This is a genomic window from Mailhella sp. (assembly GCF_057866825.1).
This window is the reverse complement of the sequence record NZ_DBMAHT010000030.1, coordinates 1-21,168: the sequence shown is the minus strand read 5'-3', so window position 1 is coordinate 21,168 and position 21,168 is coordinate 1. Positions and strand designations below refer to the sequence as shown.

The following is a 21,168-nucleotide window of genomic DNA, read 5'->3' as shown; positions in this document are numbered from 1 at the left end:
AAAAAACCTGCACCCGGCGCGCTCGGAACGCCCCTGCTGCTTCATGGCTGCGCACATGCGGAGGCCTGCGCCCGGCACGCTTCTGCCTTCCCCGCCGTTTTTTCCGTCCGTGCCCGTCCTTCTCCGCTCCCGTCCTTCCCCCGCTCCTTGCCGCACCCCGGAACAGGACGACGCGCAAAAACGCTCCCGCACTTCTTCCGTTTCGCGCAGAACACATTGGCTTTTAGCGGAAAAAGCCTTATCTTCCCGGAAAGGAACACAGGTTTCGCGCCCCTCTTTTGCGGACGGCGAGACCTGCGCTCCGGCGTTTCCCCCAGCGCGGAGCGCGCTCCTTTTTTCCGCGCCGAACAGGCGCAACAAACGAGGACAACATGAACAAGGAAACCTTTGAGGCCCGCCGGGAAAAACTGCGCCGCCTCATGCATGAAGAAGGGCTCGACGCGCTCATCGTCAGTCAGCCCGCCAACCGCTTCTATCTCTCCGGCTTCGAGCTGCACGACTGCCAGTGCAACGAAAGCTCGGGCTGCCTCATCGTCATGAAGGACGGCAAGGACTGGCTCTGCACCGACTCCCGCTATGAAGAGGCCGCGGCCCAGCTCTGGGACAGGGAGAGGGTGTTCATCTACCGCGGCGCGTCCTCCGAAGCGCTCAACGGTCTGCTCAAGAACCTGTGCGGCACCGGCGTGGTCGGCATGGAAGCCGAACACCTCGCGTGGAGCTACGTGCAGCGCCTCGAACCCGGACTCTCGCTCAAGGCCGCCGACGGTCTGGTGGAACAGCTGCGCGAAGTCAAGGACGACGAGGAAATCCGCCTCATCGCCGAATCCGTGGCGCTCAATCACAAAATGCTCGAATGGCTGCCTTCCGTGCTGGTTCCCGGTCAGGACGAAGCGGGCGCGGCCTGGGCCATTGAAAAATACTATCGCGAACACGGCGCTTCGGAACTGAGCTTCCCCTCCATCGTGGCCATGAACGCCAACGCGGCGCTTCCCCACTACGCCCCGGAAACTCCTTCCGTGTTCACGGAAAACTGCATGGTGCTCGTGGACGAAGGCTGCCGCCTGAACCGCTACTGCTCCGACCAGACCCGTACCTGCTGGATAGGCGACAAGCCCTCTCCGCGCTTCACGGAAATGCTCGACCGTGTGCAGGAAGCCCAGCGGCGCGCCATTGCCGCGCTGCGTCCCGGCGCAACGGGCAGGGAGGTGCATCAGATTGCCGTGGACTACTTTGCCTCCTGCGGCATGGATCAGTACTTCACCCACTCTCTGGGGCACGGCGTGGGCCTGGAAACCCACGAAGGGCCGCGCCTCAGCCCCACAAGCACGAAACCGCTTCAGCCCGGCATGATCGTGACCATCGAACCCGGCCTCTACTTCCCCGGCTGGGGCGGAGCCCGCTGGGAATACATGGCCGTGATTACCGAAGACGGCTGCCGGGTGTTCTAAGCCCCGCAGGCAAAGGCAACGAGCGGCCCGGCGTCGCTCCCCGCGGCGAAAAACGCCGTCCGTTTTGCGGAAGGGCGTCAGCTCCAGGGAAGGAACGCCGCGCCTGCCGGGCTGCGACGCTCTGGACGATTCCGGGCGCATGATTATCTTTTCCTTGCCGGAGAGAAGCGTCCCCTGCCCTCTTCCAAGGCAACACCCCCACTCTTCAGGAGACTCGCATGATTCACCCCGAAAAGCGGCATTTCATCATTGTAGCTAAGACTCTCGGCATTCAGGTTCTGCTGTTTGTCGGCATTCTGTTCGCGGTGTGGGGCTCGCAGAAGCTCTACACCCTCATTGATCCCGTGAAATTCCCCGTCTATCAGGCGGAAATCAAGGACAACATGACGGATCAGGAAAAGGGCGCCGCGCTCCTTTCCTCCCTCACCCACCGCATGGACGCGGAACTCTCCTCCACCTTCGGCTGGACGGCCAACGACATTCTGTTCAACCGCTGGATCATGGACAACCGCGCCTATCGTCAGTTCGGCACCTACGTGGCCACCAAGATGCTCTTCGACCACTATTCCACGGTCATCGCCAAGCTCGGCAACAACGACCGTGAAAACGATCTGCTCTACAACGCCCGCCTCAACTACTTTGCCATCAGCCCCAAGCGCTGGGGCATGCTCTTCATTCCCTCGGCCGAAGGCTCCTTCAAGAAGGCCCTTTCCATGACCGAGCAGTACAAGAAGGATCTGCTGGCAGGCAAGGCCGTGTACAACTGCCGCACCGACGACATTTATTCCGCCTTCAATCTCATTCTGGGCGAAACGGTGTTCGGCTACGCGCTCGGCCTGCTCAACGACAGTCAGGACCTGCCCTTCTACACGCTGGACAACCGCATCTACGAAGCGCAGGGCGTCATTCTGGTGGTGCGCGACTACCTCAAGACCATGTATGAACTCTACCCCGAAATAGGCACCAAGAACAACGAACAGAACATGGCCGAGGCCATGCGCTACATGGACCTCATCTGCAATTACGATCCCATGTACATCACTTCGTCGTTCAACTCGGGCGAGCTCATCATTTCCTACCTGCTCTTCGCCCGCAACAGACTCACCGACATCCGCGACAGCCTGAGAATCTGATTTTCCGGTGTCCGCCGTCATTTCGGCGCGGGAGATTGCTCCCGCACCCGCCCGTCAACCACAGGGGAAGGAACGCGTTCCTTCCCCTTTTTTCCGCAGGCGCATCCGCCATGACAGAACATCATTCCCCCCTCTCTCAGGAAAGACTCGCGGCCCTGCGCCGACTGTTCCATCAGCACCCCGAAACCGGCATGGCCGAATTCTGGACCACCGCCCGCCTGGCCGAAGAGCTGACAGGCTTCGGACTTTCGCCCGTGGCGGGCTCGTCCGTCACCGCTCCCGAGGCCCGCATGGGCGTGCCTTCGCCGGAAGTCATGCGCGAAGCGCTGCAGAGGGCCGAAGCCGAAGGCGCGTCGCGCGCGTGGCTTGAGCGCATGAACGGCACGACCGGCCTCGTGGTCGATCTGCGCCCCGACCTGCCCCCCGGCACCGTGCTGCGCTTCGACATCGACGCCGTGAGCGTGCAGGAAAGCGCGTCGCCCAAGCACCGTCCGGCGAAGGAAGGATTCGCCTCGCTCCACGACGGCCTCTGCCACGCCTGCGGACACGACGGACACATGGCCGTCGGTCTGGGGCTCGCCGCCGCCCTCGCACCTCTGCGCGCCGAGCTGACACACAACGTGCGCCTGCTCTTTCAGCCCGGCGAGGAAGGCTGCCGCGGAGCGCGCGCCATGGCCGCCGCCGGATGGCTGAACGGTGCGCGGCATTTTCTGGCCGCACACATCGGCATGTGGGCCGATCAGGATCACGCCCTCGTGTGCGGAGCCCGCGGCTTTCTCGCCACCACGAAGTTCGACGTGGAATTCCGCGGCCGGGCCGCCCACGCCGGTGCCGAACCGGAAAAGGGCGCCAACTCGCTGCTCGCCGCGGCAAGCGCCGCCCTCAACATGCACGCGCTGCCCCGCCACGGTCAGGGCGACTCGCGCATCACCGTGGGCATGCTCGAAGCCGGAAGCGGACGCAACATCATTCCCGATCACGCGCGCATGGTCTGCGAAACGCGCGGAGCCACCACGGCCGTCAACAACTACATGTTCGAGCACTGCCGCACCATCATCGAACACACGGCCGCCATGTACGAACAATCCTGCACCGTCCGTCTCATGGGCGGCTCCGACAGCGCAGACAGCGACGATTCGCTGCGACGCGTCGTCCGCGAGGCGGCCCGCGCCGTGCCCTGGTTCCACGAGAAACTCATCCGGGATTCCGCGCCCGGCTTCGGCAGCGACGACGCCTGCGTTCACATGGCAGCCGTGCAGCAGCAGGGCGGCGACGCCGCCTACCTCATGCTGGGAAGCCGCCTTGCCGCAGGACATCACGCCCCGGACTTCGACTTCAACGAAGACGTGCTTTCGCCTTCCGTGGAACTTCTGGCACGCGTGACGCTCGCCCTCGACAGGGCGTAAACGCCTTGACGATGCAGGGGCGTCCCAGGCGTCCCGATTTCGGAACAGATTGACTCGACGGGGAAAAACAGCATATTTTTGCCATAGTGTTTCTTCGTACGCGCGTTCCGAAGAGAAGTTCCGTCATCCCTGCGCGACAGCATGACGCCGCGCAAACATTCAAGGAGAGAGCATGAAAAAATTTCTGTCCTGTCTGGTCACCGGTCTCGTCAGCGTCTTTCTTCTCGCCTCCGTCGCCGTCGCCGAGGACGTGAAGACCGATTACTTCACGCTTGCCCTCTCCGACGGCTGGACCATGCCCAAGCCCGTGCAGAGCGCCAACGGCGCAGTGGTCGCCATCGTGCAGTATCCCGACGGCAAGGGCGCAGTGAGCGTGACCGTTACGCCGGCGCCGCTTCCCGCCAAGGATCTTGCCGTCCAGACGCTCAACAACATGAAATCTGGCGGCTTCACCGTTTCCGAGCCCGTCGCTTCCGGCGACTCCTATGTCGGCGAATTCTCCCAGCAGCAGGCCAGGGGGGTCAGCTACTTCACCTCCAACGGCAAGCTCGGCAGCGTCATCACCATCGTCGGCACCGACACCAAACCCGGCAAGGACTTTTTGAACAAAAACTTCAAGTCTGCCGATGCAAAACTCTTCCCCGCCTCATTCTGATCCGCAACAATGCCCCTGCGCAGAAAAAACGCCGTTTCGGCATTGATCTGCGCGGACGGCAAAGATTCCGAAAGCCGACGATCCGACGCCCTTCGCGACGGACGCCGGCTTTTCTCTGATCCTCAAGCGACGACAACGCTCCGATACGACCGGCAAACATGCATTGCGACAAAATTCCGCCCCTTTCGACTGCAAATGCCCCATGCACCGCGCGAGGTGAAAGGTCACAACCTGTCGCTTGCGAATAAAAAGCAGGAACTTGCGGTAATTCCGTGCAACACAACGTGCCGGAAAAGCCTGTTCACAATGAACTTTCCGCCGGAGCCGGCAAAAATCACTTTTCTGATTTTTTCTCCTCAATTTTTTTCGTTCACAGTGAAGAAGTACTTTGTGCAATTTTTATTTTTTATAATATCAAAGGGGTATCACATCTTTTTCATGACGTTGTCTTGAGAAAAAAACTACACGAAAAAGATTCGTCTTTAATATCAAAAACCCCTTGCCTTAGTTGGGGTTTTCCCTTTATCTTAGTAGCGTAAAAATTATATCTAGTCCGTTGACTTTTATAACCCTTCGGGGAGGGTATGTCATGATTAGTCCCAATCTCGTCAAAGACCTGAGTGCTCTGCTGGGCGCTGAAAACGTGTTCACCAGCGAAGCCGACAGGCAGTGTTATTCCTACGACAGCGCCGTGCTGCCTCCCAAGGTGCCGGCGCTGGTTCTTCGTCCCACGCAGACGGAACAGATCGGCGAAGTCGTCCGTCTGTGCTATGAGGCGGGTCTTGCCATCACCGTGCGCGGCGCAGGCTCCAACCTTTCCGGCGGCACCGTGCCGGACACCGTGGACAGCGCCGTCATCCTCACCAACAGCCTCCAGAAGATCCTCGAAATCAACACCGAAGATCTGTACGCCGTGGTGCAGCCCGGCGTGGTCACCGCCCAGTTCGCCGCCGCCGTGGAAGCGAAGGGCCTCTTCTATCCGCCCGATCCGGGTTCCATGTCCGTGTCCACGCTGGCCGGCAACATCGCCGAAAACGCCGGCGGCCTGCGCGGTCTCAAGTACGGCGTCACCAAGGACTACGTCATGGGCCTGGAATTCTATGACTATGAAGGCAATCTGGTGAAAACCGGCTCCCGCACCGTGAAGTGCGTGACCGGCTTCAACCTCGCCGGTCTCATGGTCGGATCCGAAGGCACCATGGGCGTCATCAGCAAGGCCATTCTCAAGCTGGTTCCGCCGCCCCGCGCCTCCCGCGCCATCACCGCCGAATTCGCCGACGTGCAGGACGCCGCCGACGCCGTGGCCGCCATGATCGCCGCCCACGTCGTGCCCTGCACCCTGGAACTGCTCGATCAGGCCACGCTGAAGTACGTGGAAGCCGACCAGAAGATCGGCCTGCCCGTGGACGCCGCCGCCATGCTCCTCATTGAAGTGGACGGTCATCCCGGTCAGGTGGCCGACGAAGCTGCCATCGTGGAAGAAGTGCTCAAGAAGTGCAACGCCACCGGCATTCATCTGCCCAAGGACGCCGAAGAAAAGAACAAGCTGTGGGCCGCCCGCCGCAACGCCCTGCCCGCGCTTGCCCGCGCCCGTCCCACCTGCGTGCTGGAAGACGCCACCGTGCCCCGTTCCAAGATTCCTGCCATGATCAAGAATCTCAATGAAATCGCCGCCAAGTACAAGGTGGACATGGGTACCTTCGGTCACGCCGGCGACGGCAACCTGCATCCCACCATCCTGTGCGACAAGCGCGACAAGGAAGAATTCTCCCGCGTGGAAGCCGCCGTCGATGAAATCTTCGACGTGGCCCTCAAGCTCGGCGGCACTCTGTCCGGCGAGCACGGCATCGGCACGGCCAAGGCCAAGTGGATGGAAAAGGAAACCAGCAAGGGCACCATTCTCTTCTCCCAGCGCATGCGCCGCGCCATTGACCCCAAGGGCCTGTTCAACGCCTGCAAGATCACGGGGATGTAGTCATGAGCGATATCTCCCGTCTTGCCAAGACATTGATGAAGCTGGACGACAAGCTGGCCGACTGCATGCGCTGCGGTCTGTGCCAGGCTGTCTGCCCGGTGTTCGGCGTCACTCACAAGGAAGGCGACGTGACCCGCGGCAAGCTTGCGCTGCTCGACAACCTCGCCCATAAGATGATTCAGGACCCCGACGCCGTGGAGGAACGCCTCAACCGCTGCCTTCTGTGCGGTTCCTGCCAGGCCAACTGCCCCTCCGGCGTGTCCATCATGGAAATCTTCGTCGAGGCCCGTCAGGCCCTCGTGGACTACCGCGGTCTGAACCCCATCAAGAAGTTCGTCTTCCGCGAACTGCTCACCCATCCGCAGCTGTTCAGCGCCGCCATGCGCACCGCCGCGCCCTTCCAGGGCCTGGTCATGCGTCAGCAGGGCGCCAAGACCTACGACATGCCCCTTCTGAGCAAGCTCGTGGGCTCGCGCCACATCGCCAAGCTGCCCGCCAAGTCCCTGCACGCCAAGTACGGCGACCTGCACACCGAAGGTCAGATCGGCATCAAGGTGCTCTTCTTCGCCGGCTGCATGGCCGACAAGTACTACACCCAGCTCGGCGAAGCCTGCCTCAAGGTGCTCAAGCATCACGGCGTGGGCGTGGTCATGCCTTCCAAGCTCACCTGCTGCGGCATTCCCGCTCTCGCTTCCGGCGACCGCAAGGGCTTCGTCATGGAAACCCAGAAAAACCTTGAAGTCATCGGCCGGGAACTCGTGGGCGGCGGCATCAACTACGTGGTCACGCCCTGCGGCTCCTGCACCGCCACGCTCAAGGAATGGTGGCCCTACTTCATTCAGGAATTCTCGCCCGATCAGCAGAAGACCGTGCGCGCCGTGGCCGAACGCGTCATGGACATCAACGCCTTCCTCGTGGACGTGCTCCACGTGGATCAGATGGAACCCGGCGAACGGCATCCCGGCGAGGTCACCCGCGTGACCTTCCACGATTCCTGCCACCTGAAGAAGAGCGTCGGCGTGTCCGAACAGCCCCGCAAGCTCATCCGCATGAACCCCAACTACGAGCTCGTGGAAATGGCCGAGGCCGACCGCTGCTGCGGCTGCGGCGGCAGCTTCACCCTGTTCCACTACGACCTGTCGAAACAAATCGGTCAGCGCAAGCGCGACAACATCGTGCGTTCCGGCGCTTCCGTGGTGGCCACCGGCTGCCCCGCCTGCATGCTGCAGATTTCCGACATGCTCTCGCAGAACAAGGATGAGGTGCAGGTCAAGCATCCCATTGAAATCTACGCGGAAACGCTGCCCGACTGACATTATCGGGGAGAGCGGCCCCCAAGAGCCGCTCTTCCCGTCTTTACCGCACATTCAGGCGGAAACTGCCTAAGGAGTAACAATGACTCAGGATCAACTCGTTGAAGTGGTGAAAGCCAAGGCTCCCTCTGTTCCTGTGACTCTCTACGAGGCCAAGGACTTTGCGGACGCCATGCAGTACGCCGTGGACGTGACTGAAAAGAAGCGTCACTGCGAAATGCTTCTGCCCGTGGAAGGCGAACAGTACGGCCCCGCGAGCGAAAACGGCTTCCCCACCCTTCTTGACCGCTTTATCGCCGCTCCCGGACTGTCCGACGAAGAATACGCCGTTCTGGAAGAAAAGGCCGCCGGAACCGACATCCATCTGCTCCGTTCCGGTCTGCGCGATCACATGGGCGGCTTCGACACCAGCATCACCTGGGCCGACGGCCTCGTGGCCGACACCGTCACCTGCGTGGTCAATTCCAACCGCGAAGAAGTTCGTCTCGGCACCATGGTGGCCGAAGTTTCCATCATGCTGGTGCGCAAGTCCACCCTGCTCAACAAGATTGAAGACGCCAACGATCTTCTGCTCGACCTCGTGAACCGCGGCGGCGCGTCCTACACGGCCTTCATCACCGGCCCCAGCCGCACGGCGGACATTGAACGCGTGGGCGCCCTCGGCGTGCACGGCCCCCTCGAACTTCACATCGTGCTGCTGGAGGACTAAATTATGGCTGACGCCAAAGACATGAAGGAATACCACGGTCAGATTCAGGAAGCGCTGGACGACAAGTTCCTCCGCGCCACGCTGGACAAGTTCGCCGTCGAATACAAGGCCAACCGCACCCGCATTTTTTCGGGCATGGACGTGGACGGTCTCATCAAGGAAGTGGCCGACATCAAGGACAATGCCGCTCAGCACATGATGGAGCTGTTCGCCCAGTTCAAGGCCGAAGCTGAAAAGCGCGGCGTGCACGTGCACCTCGCCTCCACCGGCGCCGAAGCGAACCGCATCATTGCCAAGATCGCCAAGGAAAACAACTGCCACAACATCATCAAGTCCAAGTCCATGACGGCGGAAGAAATCCACCTCAACGACGCCCTCGAAAAGGAAGGCTGCCGCGTGGTGGAAACCGACCTCGGCGAATGGATCATTCAGCTGCGCCATGAAGGGCCTTCCCACATGGTCATGCCCGCCATTCACCTTTCGCGCTATCAGGTGGCCGACCTGTTCACCGACGTGACCCACGTTCAGCAGGACAGGGAAGACATTCAGAAGCTCGTGAAGGTGGCCCGCAAGGAACTGCGCGGCGAATACGTGAAGGCCGACATGGGCATTTCCGGCGCCAACTTCGCCGTGGCCGAAGCCGGCCTCATCGGCACCGTGACCAACGAAGGCAACCTGCGCCTCGTGACCACCATGCCCCGCGTGCATGTGGTGCTCGCCGGTCTTGAAAAGCTCATTCCCACCGTTGCCGACGCCCTCAAGGTGCTGCAGGTGCTGCCCAGAAATGCCACTGCGCAGGCCATCACCTCCTACATCACCTGGATTGCCGGCGCCAACGAATGCGCCACCGGTCCCGACGGCCGCAAGGAAATGCACATCGTCTTCCTCGACAACGGTCGTCTCAAGATCGCTCAGGATCCCGCCTTCAAGGACATCCTGCGCTGCGTGCGCTGCGGCGCCTGCGCCAACGTCTGCCCCGTGTACCGTCTCATCGGCGGCCACAAGATGGGCTACGTGTACATCGGCGCCGTGGGCCTCGCGCTCACCTATCTGTATCACGGCGCAGACAAGGCCCGCGCCCTGGTTCAGAACTGCATAGGCTGCGAATCCTGCAAGAACGTGTGCTCCGCCGGCATTGATCTGCCGCGCATCACCATGGAAATCCGTTCCCGCCTCGTCAAGGCCGACGGCAACAGCGCCGCCGGTTCCGTGATGAGCATGGTCATGAAGGACCGCGACCGCTTCCACAGCCTGCTCAAGTTCATCAAGTTCTCGCAGAAGCCCCTCACCGTGAAGGGCGGCAAGTTCATCCGTCATCTGCCCGCCGTGCTCATGGGCGGCGATCAGAGCTTCCGTCAGCTGCCCGCGCTGGCTCCCAAGTCGTTCCGCCAGCTCTTCAAGAGCGTGGTGAACAACCCGGCCCAGCCCAAGTTCCGCGTGGCCATCTTCTCCGGCTGCGCGCAGGACTTCGTCTATCCCGAGCAGCTCGTGGCCGCCGTGCGCCTGCTCAACAGACACGGCGTGCATGTGGAGTTCCCCCTCAAGCAGACCTGCTGCGGTCTGCCCCTCGAAATGATGGGCCAGCGCGAAACCAGCCTGCAGGTGAGCTCGCAGAACGTGAACGCCTTCGAGCCCGGCAAGTACGACGCCATCATCACCCTGTGCGCGTCCTGCGCCGGTCACCTCAAGCACGCCTATCCCGACCTGCTGAAGGACACCCCCGACCACTACCGCACCGACATCTTCGCCTCCAAGGTCATGGACTTCACCTCGTTCGTGTACAACAAGCTCGGACTGCGTGAAGACGACTTCGTGAAGTCGGATGAAAAGGTGACCTACCATTCGCCCTGCCACATGCGCAACATGGGCATCACCGAAGAACCCCGCGCGCTCATCAAGATGGTTGCCGACTACAAGCCCGCAGCCGAAGAAGACGTGTGCTGCGGCTTCGGCGGCACCTTCTCCGTGAAGTTCCCCGAACTCTCCGCCGAAATCGGCAAGAAGAAGCTGAAGAACAGCGAAGAGTCCGGCGCGTCCCTCGTGGTCACCGACTGCCCCGGCTGCGTCATGCAGATCCGCGGCGTGGCTACGGCCAATGATTCTCCCATCAAGGTCGAGCATCTCTCCGAACTGCTCGCCCGTCACATGAAGTAAAACTGCAATCGAGGCCCCGTCCCCCCGGGACGGGGCCTTCTTCCCCGCCGGACTCCGAACGAAACTTCCCTCCGCAGCGCGGAGCCAAGAACCCCCTTTCGTCGGAACGCCCCGCGCGGAAACCCAACAAAAATATTCCCGACGACGGATTGCGTCGCGGCCGCCTGCGTTCATCGCGGCGCGGCTTCCGTCTTTGCATCCAAATCACCCTTTTTCCGCTCCTTCGGAGCCGCAAAATTACGCTGTCAGGTCCCAGGCATCACGCTTTTTTCCTGCATAATCCCGTTTACCTTCTTACAGATAGAGGAGAGCACTATGAACATTGAACTGCTGGCATTGTTCGCCGTTGCACCGCTTCTGGTGGCGCTGGTTCTCATGGTCGGCCTGCGCTGGTCGTCCATGCGCGCCATGCCTCTGGCATGGGCCACGGGCGCCGTTCTCGCCATCATCGTATGGCAGCTGCCCATCGTCCGGGTGATAGCTCTCACCCTCGAAGGCTTCATCACCGCCGCAGGCGTGCTCATCATCGTCTTCGGTGCTCTGCTCATCTACTACACGCTCACCTACAGCGGCGCCATGGAAACCATCCAGGCCGGCATGAAGAAAATCAGCCCCGACCGCCGCGTGCAGACCATCATCATCGGCTTCATGTTCGCCGCCTTCATCGAAGGCGCGGCCGGCTTCGGCACCCCCGCCGCTCTTGCCGCTCCGCTGCTGCTCGGTCTCGGCTTCCCGCCCCTCTGCGCCGCCGTCATCTGCCTCGCCTTCAACAGCATTCCCGTGACCTTCGGCGCCGTGGGCACCCCCGTGCTCCAGGGCTTCAAGTCCATTGAAAGTCTCGCCATGACCGCCCTCGGCGTGGGCGATCCCGCCGTGGTGTACAAGACCATCGGCGAATACGTCACCCTCATGCACCTGCCCATGCTCTTCATCCTGCCCATCTTCCTGCTGGGCTTCATGACCCGCTACTACGGCAAGAACAAGTCCTGGAGCGAAGGCTTCGCCGCCTGGAAGTACTGCCTGCTCGCATCCGTCTGCTTCGGCGTGCCCTACTTCATCCTCGCCTGGGCCGTCGGTCCCGAACTGCCCTCCCTGCTCGGCGGCATCATCGGCCTCGGCGTGCTCGTGAAGCTCACCCAGAAGGGCATCTGCGTGCCCGAAGGCACCTGGGACTTCGATTCCAACGACAAGTGGGATCCTTCCTGGATCGGCGAAATCAAGCCTTCCGACGTGACCGAATACAGGGAACACATGAGCCAGTTCATGGCCTGGCTCCCCTACGTGCTCTGCGGTCTCATCCTCGTGCTCACCCGCGTGCCCGCCTTCCATCTGAAGGGCCTGGTCACCGACCCCATGTTCAACATCGGCGCTTCCAACATTCTCGGTCAGGAAGGCGTGACCTCCTACATCGCCATCATGAACCTGCCCGGAACCATTCCCTTCATCCTCGTTTCCATCATCACCATCTTCCTGCACGGCATGCTGCGCAACGATGAAATCGGCAGCAACAAGGTCAGCAAGGCCTGGTCCACCGCCTTCGCCAAGATGAAGGCCCCCACCATCTCCCTGCTCGCCGCCGTGGCTCTCGTGTCCATCTTCAAGGGCACGGGCGTCAGCGAAGCCACCAACCACGTCTCCATGCCCATGGCCCTGGCCCAGTGCCTCGCCGACCTCGCCGGCGGCGCATGGCCTGCCCTCGCCTCCTACGTCGGCGGCCTCGGCGCGTTCATCACCGGCTCCAACACCGTGTCCGACATGCTCTTCGCCAACTTCCAGTGGGATATGGCCAGAACCCTCGGCTACACCGTGCCCCAGCACTTCATCATCGTGGCCGCTCAGGGCGTCGGCGGCGCCATGGGCAACATGATCTGCATCCACAACATCGTGGCTGCCTGCGCCGTGCTCGGCCTCATCGGCAAGGAAGGCGACATCCTGCGCCGCACGGTCATTCCCTTCATCCTCTACGGCATCGCCGTCGGCATCGTAGCCTTCATCCTCATGTAGGCTCGCTCCGCTTTACGCAAAAAGGCCGCCTTCGGGCGGCCTTTTTTGCATCCGGCGGCGCTTCCGCTCTTTTCTCCCCGAAGCGCCGGGAGTACCATTGCCGCAAATGCAGAGACGCATGCCGTCCCGCAGCTCAAAACGCCGTCCGCGTCGCACAGGCCGTGCGCCGCACCGAGCCCGTCGACGCCCGTCCGTCAGGAGAACGCATGGAACAGCATTCCTTTTTTGATACCGACGCCTCCCAGCCGCTGGCCGCCCGTCTGCGCCCGCGCACGCTGGAGGAGTTTTTCGGTCAGGAACATCTTCTCGGCAAGGGCAAGGTGCTGCGCAAACTCATAGAAGCCGATCAGATTTCCTCCATGATCTTCTGGGGGCCTCCGGGCGTGGGCAAAACCACGCTGGCCCGCATCATCGCCGGACACACGAAATCGAACTTCATCGACTTTTCCGCCGTCACCAGCGGCATCAGGGAAATACGCGCCGTCATGCAGCAGGCCGAAAAAGACAGGCAGTACGGAAGGCGCACCATGCTCTTCGTGGACGAAATACACCGCTTCAACAAGGCCCAGCAGGACGCCTTTCTGCCCTTCGTGGAGAAGGGCAGCATCGTGCTCATCGGCGCGACCACGGAAAATCCGTCCTTTGAAGTGAACGGCGCGCTTCTTTCCCGCTGCAAGGTGTTCGTGCTGCATCCGCTCTCCGAAGAAGACATGAAGGCCCTGCTCAGGCGCGCCCTGCACGATCCCAGAGGATTCGGCCGTCAGACCATCGACATGCCGCCCGACATGCTGGACGTCATCGCCGCGTTTTCCAACGGCGACGCCCGCTCCGCCCTCTCCACGCTGGAAATGCTCGTGCTCAACGCCGAAACCGAAAACGGCGTGGTCAACATCACCAAGGACACGCTGGAGGCCTGCACCTCCCGCAAGTCTCTGCTCTACGACAAGAAGGGCGAGGAACACTACAATCTGATTTCCGCGCTGCACAAGTCCATGCGCAACTCCGATCCGGACGCCGCCGTGTACTGGCTCGCCCGCATGCTGGAAGCCGGTGAAGATCCGCTCTACATCGCGAGGCGCGTCGCCCGCTTTGCCAGCGAAGACGTGGGCCTGGCCGATCCCCACGCGCTGGACGCCGCCATCTCCGCCTATCAGGCCTGTCACCTCATCGGCATGCCGGAATGCTCCGTGCATCTCACGCAGGCCGTGGTGTACCTTTCCCTTGCGCCGAAATCCAACAGCCTCTATGTGGCCTACACCCGGGCAAAAAAGGATGCGCTCTCCATGCTGGATGAGCCCGTGCCGCTGCAGCTTCGCAACGCCCCCACAAAACTCATGAAGGAACTCGACTACGGCAAGGGCTATCAATATGCGCATCTCGCCGAAGAAAAGCTGACGAACATGCACTGCCTGCCCGACTCCCTGCTCGGCAGAACCTACTACGCGCCCACCGATCAGGGACTGGAGGCGCGCTGCCGGCAGCGCCTGGAGAACATCAAGGCATGGAAGAAGGCCCACGAGGCGGATCCGCCCGCAACGGCGGAAGCAAAAAGCGGCGCGCGCAGAACAAGGAGCAAAAAACGCAGCGAGGACGCTTCTTCGTCGGAAGACTCATAAAAAGTTTTATGCGTAAAACTTTATTTGACAAATCATACCATTGCCCCTAGCCTGAACAAAGCCGCCGCACCTTCAGCCAGGGAGTTTTTCTTGCCCACGCCGCCTTGCGCCGACAACCGGATGACGCCGAAAGGCAAACTGCCGTCGCGCTCCGAACTTATCCGACTCACGCTTCCGCAGATGGGTCTCATGTTCTGCCATCTGGCCATTTCCATGACCGACGTGTGGACGGCGGGAAAAATCAGTCCGGAAGCACAGGCCTCCATCGGCGTGGTGGCGCAGATATTCTCCCTGCTCATGCTGCTCACCTCTCTCGTGGCGAGCGGCTGCATGGCCACGGTAAGCCAGTCGCTCGGCGCGGGACTTCCGCTCCGCGCCAATCGCTACGCCGGGCTCATCATTATGCTTTCCGCGGGCATGGGCACGCTGGTGGCCGCCCTCGCCCTGCTCTGCCGACCGGTGATTTTTCATCTCATGGGCATTTCCGACGATTTGCGGCCCGTGCTCTCCGTCTTCTTCACCGCCTACTGCTGCCAGCTTCCCTTCTACTACGTGCTCGTCATGGTGAATTCCATTTTCCGGGCCTACAAGAAGGTGCTCTTTCCGCTGCTCACGATTCTCTTCATGACGCTGACCAACCTGTTCGGCGATCTTGGCTTCGGGCTCGGACGCTTTTCCCTTCCGGCCTTCGGCGCGGCGGGCATAGCCTGGACCACCTTTGCCTGCGCCGTGCTCGGGCTTTTGAGCAATCTGGCGCTGGCGGCCCGCTACGGCCTTCTTCATCGCCGCACCTTTGCGCCGTGGCGCTGGAACCGGCGCGCCATGCCGTATCTTTTCCGGGTGGGCATGCCCGCCGCGGCAGGGCAGATCATCACCCATCTCGGCAGCCTGACCACGCTTGCCATCGTCGGCCTTCTGCCCAACAGCATCGACGCCCTGGCCGGCATGAGCGTGGGCGGACGCGTTCACGCCATGCTGCTGTTTCCGCTGGGCGCGCTGCACATGTCCATGGTCATCGTGAGCGGGCATCTTCTGGGAAGCGGAGAGAGAACCGGACTGTACCTGTTCGGACGCCGTGCCGTGCTCAGGCTCGGGCTCGCGCTCGTGCCGCCTTCGCTTGCGCTCTGGCTACTGAGGGATCAGGCGGCGGCGCTTTTTTCCGACAACGCCGCCGTGCTGGAACAGGCCTCGCTGTTTCTGTTCTTCGCCTGCCTCTACGTGCCGCTCACGGGCATGACGGGCATGATGAACGCGCTTTTCTCCGGCGCGGGAGCCACCATTCTGTCCTGCCGGGTCGGGGCCGCCACATGCTGGGTTGTAGGCATTCCCCTTTCCCTGGTCATGGGACTCGGCCTTCATCTGGGCGCAGGCGGCGTGTACGCCGCCGGAGCGGCCACGCAAACGGCGGCCTTTCTCTGGACGCTGCGCATCTTTCACGGAAAGAAATGGCTTGAATACGGCCTGCGGAAACGTCAAACTGCCTGAAAACACGGAGGAGCCATGCCGGAACAGCTCAACAGTCCGCCGTCCGCGCCGACGGAACACAAAGCGCTTTCTCCCGCGCTGGAAAACTATCTTGAAATCATATTTCTGGAAGAAGCCCGCGAGGGCGCGGCACGCGTGAGCGCCATAGCCGACGCCGCCGGGGTGAGCCGTTCCACCGTGACCACCATGCTCAAGGTGCTCAAGTCGCTGGGCCTTGTGGACTACCAGCCCTACGGACTCATTCATCTCACGGAAGCAGGACGCGGCATCGGGCGCGACATTGCGCACCGGCACATCATTTTCCGGGAATTTTTCCTTCAGGTGCTGCAGATTGAGGAATCCGAGGCCGACGCCGTGGCCTGCGAGCTCGAACACGTGGTGCCGCCGGACGTCATCCGCCGCTGGGGACAGTTCGTGCTCTACCTGCGCGGCCGGGACTTCTGGAAGAACTGGCAGGAAGACTACCGCAAAGAACGCGCCTCGCTGGTCGGAGCCATGAACGAGACCTTTCACAACATGGGCGCGCTCGACAATCAGGAAGAAGCCAGAGAGCTTGCCCGAAAATACCGGTAGGCGCGTTTCTGCCGGTCGCGGCGCATCGACGCCGCAACGCCTCCCTTTCCGCGGCATGGAGGGGCAGCCTCAGGCTGACGCGCCGCTCATGCCCTGCGGGGCGACGGATCAGATCGGCCCGGCTCGACGCAGGCCTCGGCAAGGCTCGGCCCAGCCTTGCCGCGCAATCAGCGCTACCCGTCCGTCAGGCGGTAATGCACCGGAATCAGCACCTGAAATCCGCCCGTCTGCGCCACGGAAAGCCCCACCAGCTTTTCGCCCAGCCGCTTTGCCGCGGCGTCGAGCACGGCTTTTCCCGAACCTTCCGACAGCGAGCACGCGCTCACGCGCCCGTCCGACGCCACATGCACCAGAAGTCGGCACGTGCCCTCCGCGCCGGAGCGACGCCCCTGCCGCGGATACTGCTTGTGCCGCTCCACGGCCTGAAGCAGCACGGCAAGCGCCGCGCTTTTGTCCGGCTCGGACTTGACGCTGCCTGCCGCTCCGGGCATGGACGCCGCCGCCTTTCCCGGCACCAGCGCAGTTCCCGGCGCGCCGAAAGCCCCCCGCGCCGCAGCGTCCGTGTCGGTCGTTTCCGGCTGCGCCGCCTTCGGCCGCGGCGTTTTCACCGCTTCGGCCTTTGCTGGCTTTCGTGCAGGCGCAGGCTTCGGCTTTCTTTCCGGCTTCGGCTCAATCTTCGCCTCCGGCTTCGGTTCAGGCTTCGGCGCAGCCGCAACCTTCGGTTCAGGCGCAACCTCAGGTTCCACCTTCTTTTCCGGCGCTGCCGGTTCAGGAATCTCAAACGGCGAGTCCTCGGCCAGCAGCCTTTTCACTTCCGTCTGCGGAGCAGGAGCCGGAGCAAGCGTCCGAAACTGCGCATGCACGAGAGCCGTTCCGCCAGCCTGCACCGGGGGCAGCGTCAGCGTCTGTTCCGCCAGCAGCGAAAACTGTGTTCCGGCTGCGCCGCCGCCAGAGATGGGCAGCGTCAGCGTCTGTTCCGCCAGCAGCGAAAACACGCTCAGCATGGTGAACGACATCACGCCGCACATGCCCGCGGCCGCCACATGGCGACTGCGGCGCAGCTGCGTTGCGCCGAAGGGCGACCGCAAAGGACAGGTCCCTGATCTACCGGCCTTCCGCCGGTCTGGTGCTGATGACAAAATGGCCTCCCTTCTTCACCTTAGCCCGGTCCACCACACTCACAAAAGCTTCGAACGGCGCCTTTTGATCCACGTGCAGATTGAGCAGCGCTTCCGGACGCTCCGAAAGCACGGCGTCAAGCTCGTCCTTTTCTATCCGGCGGCCTTCGTAGTGCAGCGTGCCGTCGGCTTTGATGGAAATCACCTGCTCGCGCCTGTTGTCGGACGCCTCGGCCTCGCCTGAGGCCGGAAGCAGTATGTCCAGCACGGGGCGGCTGAAGGTGGTCGTCATGATGAAAAAAATGAGCAGCATGAAAATGGTGTCGATGAGCGGCGTCAGATCAATGCTCGGCTCGTCGTCCAGACCGAAATTAAACATCATCTTCTTCTCCGCGGGGCCTGCCGCCCTTTCGCTTCTGGCAGAAGTCCAGCGCCCGATAGCTGTATTCCACCACCTCGATGTGAAAGCCCTTGAAGCGCAGCATCAGAAAATAATAGACCATGAGCGCGGGTATGGCCACGCACAGCCCCATGATGGTGGTTATGAGCGCCTCCCATATGCCGTTGGCCAGCATGGCCGTGTCGGGCGCAGCGTTTTCCCCGATGGTCTGAAACACCGTGACCATGCCGAGAATGGTGCCGAGCAGTCCCAGAAGCGGCGACAGCACGGAAATGAGCCGCAAATAGCATATCTCGCGGGTGAGCTGCTCGAAATTGCGGTGGAAGAGATAGGCGATTTCCGCCCGGATGTCTTCCGAATGGCCGGAATGCGTCTGCACGATGTCGCGCACGATGCAGATGAGCGGATTGTCGCCCTCGTAGCTCATGCACTCTCCGCTCCGCTCCTCGTTCTCCAGTTCGGGAAAGGTGCGGCGAAAATCCCTCCAGACAAAAAACAAAAACGCGTAGCTTTTGATGGCAAGGTACACGCCCGCGCACGCCACCGCCGCAAGCACCACGCCCGCCGGGCCGATGGCGTCGTATATTTCCGACCAGTTCATCTCCTTGTCCTTCCCTGACCGAAGCCTGCGGGAAACGCGTCCGGCTCAGGCGTCCGGCCCCGCCCCGCAGCTTCGCGGCCTTGTTGAATGTTGCTTCCGTTCCGCCCCGCCTCCGGAGCGGAAAAACGCTACCGCTCCAGAAAACGGCGGATGAACGCCTGCGCGCGGCGGCAGTCCTCGTCGTCGGGATGTCTGGCCGCCTCCGCAATGCGCGCCTTCCGCTCCTCGGTCATGGGATGCACGTCGCCCGCCATGCGGGCCATGATTTCCAGCACCTTCGGATCAACCCTTCCCTGACAGAGCCAGGAACCGAGCACGACGTTGCCGCGCGCAGGCTCCAGCGCCAGCGCTTCGCCGCGCGCCATGCACTCCCTCGCGTGCTCGGAATCGGGCCACGCGCCCAGCGTGCCGAAAAAGGCCAGTCTGGCATTGCGCACGCCTTCGAGCCAGGCGCGGGTTGCGGCGTCGGGCATGCCCCTGTCCACCCAGTAGCCCACGGCCGTCACGTCGTACTGCTCCAGGGACGAAGGCGCTTTCTCCACAGGAAGAAGTTCGCATCCGGGCATGACCTCGGCCATGGCCTGAGCCACCTTTTTCGTGTTGCCGGTTCGCGAGGAATACACCACAAGCGTTTTCATCATCTTTCTCCTGACAATAGTTTTCATTTTCAAACATTGACGCCGCTCGGCCGCTGCGTGCAGCGACGCCGGACGCAAAAACCGCGCTCCCAAACGGCGGTCACACGCCGGTCATTCTCCGGCGAAGCGCAAGGAACGACGCGCGCACCGAAGGCAGAATACGGTGATGCTCCCGCCCCGCGTACACGGCAAACGCCACGCTTCCCCGCCCGTCGAAAAACTGCACGGAATGGCTCTCCAGACCCATGAAGGGCAGGGAAAGAAAGGCGATGTCCGCAATGAGATCGGCCCTGATGTGCCCGCCGAGGGCTTCGCCTGCGGCAAGATTGCAGTATCCGTTCCCCGGCGAGCCCGCGGGAATGCGCCCGGAAACTTCAAACACGTGCCCTTCGTGCTGCACGATGAACGTCGCCTTTTCCCACTCGCCGAGCGCCTCCCATATGCCGGCGAAATCCCCGCCGGGGGCAAAGGCGCACATGCCTTCGGGCAGCGCCTGCGCCGCCTGCTTTTCCGTGACGTTGAACATCCCGGCCAGCGAGGAAAGCATCCACGGCTTCCGCTGTTCAAGGGCGGCCGCCACGCTCGCGGCCAGATTCGATGATGCGCGCTCGTCCTTCATAGCGCCTCCTTTGCCTGACCGGCGCGCGCCGCTTCCCCGGAAGGGCAAAGCGGCAGACGAAGCGCGCGCGAACAAGAACGTTTCATAAGTTCAAGATCGTGGGTAATCACCAGCACGCAGACGCCCTCTTCCGCAAGCGCGTCCAGCGCCCGGGCAATGCGCTGCATGTTGCCGCCGTCAAGGCCGCTGGTCGGCTCGTCGAGAATGAGCACCTCGGGTTTCTTGGCCAGGGCGCAGGCAATGACAAGGCGCTGCTTTTCCCCGCCGGAGAGCGACTGCGGATGCCTTTCGGCCAGCGCGGAAAGTCCGAAAAGTTCCAGAAGTTCCGACGCCGCGGCTTTCCTCTTGGCTTCCCCGACGCCGGATGCGCGCCGTTGCCGTTCGGCAAGGCGAAGACTGACGGCAATCTCCTCGGCCACGGTTCTCATGTGCAGCTGATGATCGGCGTTCTGCAGCACGATGCTCGCCCGGCGCAGAAGCTCCCCGGAAGAAAGTTCCCGGCCGTGCAGGAAAAAGCGCCCCGACTGCGCCTTGTTCAGCCCCGTCAGCAGACGGGCCAGCGTGGTCTTGCCCGCGCCGTTGTCGCCGATGACGGCCGTGACGCCGGGCCCGAGAGAAAAGGACGCGCCGTCAAACAGAGGCCTGCTCCCCCGGTAGGCAAAGGAAAGCCCCTCCGCGCGCAGTCCGGCGTCGGCGGGCGCGGGCTCTTCCGGCAGCAGGGCGCGCATGTCCTCCACGCGGCACTCGCGCAGGCCGCAGCCGCGCCGAAGCCCTTCATCCTCAAGCAGGGCGAAGTTGCCCATGGCGCAGATCTCGCCGTTCTTCATGATCAGCACGCGGTCGGCCACGCCTTCGAGCCAGTAGAGACGATGATCGACCACCAGCACGGCCATGCCGCTTTCCTTGAGCGTGCGCAGCTTCCGCGCCAGCTCCGCCGTGGATTCGGGATCAAGATTGGCCGTGGGCTCGTCGAGCGCAAGGGCCTTCGGCTCCTGGGAAAGTATGGAGGCAAGCCCCACCTTCTGCTTCTGCCCCTCGGAAAGCTCGTGCACGGCCTGATGCAGCACGCCGCAAAGGCCGAAGGATTCCGCCGCGCGCCGCACCTTTTCCCGGGTCGCTTCGGCGGGCAGGCCCCGCCATTCGTGAACGAAGGCCAGCTCATCCTCCACGCCGAGCGCAAAAAACTGCTGTTCCGGGTCCTGAAAAAGCGTGCCCACGCTGCGGGAAATCTCCCGGACGGGCGTCTCGCCGGTGCTGCGGCCGTTCACCAGCACCCGCCCCTTCATCTCGCCCCGGAAGCAGCCGGGACACAGGCCGTTGG

18 protein-coding genes are annotated in these 21,168 nt (G+C 62.4%); 12 read left to right on the top strand and 6 right to left on the bottom strand.

Annotation, left to right across the window (positions count from 1 at the left end; translation table 11 throughout):
- Positions 1-371 precede the first annotated feature (371 nt).
- The 12 genes from ACZM96_RS04840 (at position 372) to ACZM96_RS04785 (ending at position 16,471) form a co-directional block, all read left to right on the top strand.
- Entirely contained in the window at positions 372-1,448 is a 1,077-nt protein-coding gene (locus ACZM96_RS04840; protein WP_489487725.1) for a M24 family metallopeptidase, read from the top strand.
- A 218-nt stretch (positions 1,449-1,666) separates the two neighbouring features.
- Complete coding sequence (locus ACZM96_RS04835) at positions 1,667-2,581, top strand: DUF2333 family protein (protein WP_489487724.1); 915 nt, start codon at positions 1,667-1,669, stop codon at positions 2,579-2,581.
- Positions 2,582-2,691: 110 nt separating this feature from the next.
- A complete protein-coding gene (locus ACZM96_RS04830) occupies positions 2,692-3,987 on the top strand; it encodes an amidohydrolase (protein WP_489487723.1) in 1,296 nt (431 codons plus the stop codon).
- A 172-nt stretch (positions 3,988-4,159) separates the two neighbouring features.
- Entirely contained in the window at positions 4,160-4,642 is a 483-nt protein-coding gene (locus tag ACZM96_RS04825) for a hypothetical protein (RefSeq protein WP_489487722.1), read from the top strand.
- Between the two features lie 589 nt (positions 4,643-5,231).
- Complete coding sequence (locus tag ACZM96_RS04820; protein WP_294483945.1) at positions 5,232-6,617, top strand: FAD-binding oxidoreductase; 1,386 nt, start codon at positions 5,232-5,234, stop codon at positions 6,615-6,617.
- A gap of 2 nt (positions 6,618-6,619) precedes the next feature.
- Entirely contained in the window at positions 6,620-7,930 is a 1,311-nt protein-coding gene (locus ACZM96_RS04815) for a (Fe-S)-binding protein (protein ID WP_489487721.1), read from the top strand.
- Positions 7,931-8,012: 82 nt separating this feature from the next.
- The gene (locus ACZM96_RS04810) at positions 8,013-8,639 is read left to right on the top strand and encodes a lactate utilization protein (protein WP_294483949.1); all 627 of its coding nucleotides are present in this window, start codon (positions 8,013-8,015) and stop codon (positions 8,637-8,639) included.
- Between the two features lie 3 nt (positions 8,640-8,642).
- Positions 8,643-10,793 (top strand): L-lactate dehydrogenase (quinone) large subunit LdhH, encoded by a 2,151-nt coding sequence (gene ldhH / locus ACZM96_RS04805; RefSeq protein ID WP_489487720.1) that lies wholly within the window; start codon positions 8,643-8,645, stop codon positions 10,791-10,793.
- Positions 10,794-11,108: 315 nt separating this feature from the next.
- Positions 11,109-12,797 carry an L-lactate permease gene (locus ACZM96_RS04800; RefSeq protein WP_489487719.1) on the top strand — a complete coding sequence of 563 codons (1,689 nt, stop codon included), beginning with the start codon at positions 11,109-11,111 and terminating at the stop codon, positions 12,795-12,797.
- Between the two features lie 206 nt (positions 12,798-13,003).
- Positions 13,004-14,413, top strand: a complete 1,410-nt coding sequence (locus ACZM96_RS04795; protein ID WP_489487718.1) for a replication-associated recombination protein A — start codon at positions 13,004-13,006, stop codon at positions 14,411-14,413.
- A 90-nt stretch (positions 14,414-14,503) separates the two neighbouring features.
- On the top strand, positions 14,504-15,898 hold the full coding sequence (locus ACZM96_RS04790) for an MATE family efflux transporter (RefSeq protein WP_489487717.1): 1,395 nt from the start codon (positions 14,504-14,506) through the stop codon (positions 15,896-15,898).
- Positions 15,899-15,913: 15 nt separating this feature from the next.
- A complete protein-coding gene (locus ACZM96_RS04785; RefSeq protein WP_294483958.1) occupies positions 15,914-16,471 on the top strand; it encodes a metal-dependent transcriptional regulator in 558 nt (185 codons plus the stop codon).
- 173 nt (positions 16,472-16,644) lie between these two features.
- On the opposite strand, the gene ACZM96_RS04780 is transcribed toward ACZM96_RS04785, so the two are convergent.
- From ACZM96_RS04780 to ACZM96_RS04755, 6 genes are all read right to left on the bottom strand, one after another.
- The gene (locus ACZM96_RS04780; protein WP_489487716.1) at positions 16,645-17,559 is read right to left on the bottom strand and encodes an energy transducer TonB; all 915 of its coding nucleotides are present in this window, start codon (positions 17,557-17,559) and stop codon (positions 16,645-16,647) included.
- Between the two features lie 16 nt (positions 17,560-17,575).
- On the bottom strand, positions 17,576-17,971 hold the full coding sequence (locus tag ACZM96_RS04775; protein ID WP_489487715.1) for an ExbD/TolR family protein: 396 nt from the start codon (positions 17,969-17,971) through the stop codon (positions 17,576-17,578).
- Complete coding sequence (locus tag ACZM96_RS04770; protein WP_489487714.1) at positions 17,961-18,590, bottom strand: MotA/TolQ/ExbB proton channel family protein; 630 nt, start codon at positions 18,588-18,590, stop codon at positions 17,961-17,963. Before ACZM96_RS04770 ends, ACZM96_RS04775 begins: the two co-directional genes overlap by 11 nt.
- Before the next feature lie 128 nt (positions 18,591-18,718).
- Complete coding sequence (locus tag ACZM96_RS04765; RefSeq protein WP_489487713.1) at positions 18,719-19,231, bottom strand: flavodoxin family protein; 513 nt, start codon at positions 19,229-19,231, stop codon at positions 18,719-18,721.
- Positions 19,232-19,328: 97 nt separating this feature from the next.
- Complete coding sequence (hutX, locus tag ACZM96_RS04760) at positions 19,329-19,847, bottom strand: heme utilization cystosolic carrier protein HutX (RefSeq protein WP_489487712.1); 519 nt, start codon at positions 19,845-19,847, stop codon at positions 19,329-19,331.
- Positions 19,844-21,168: ABC transporter ATP-binding protein (locus ACZM96_RS04755; protein ID WP_489487711.1), on the bottom strand; the 1,325-nt coding region annotated here is incomplete at its 5' end. The genes hutX and ACZM96_RS04755, both read right to left, overlap by 4 nt.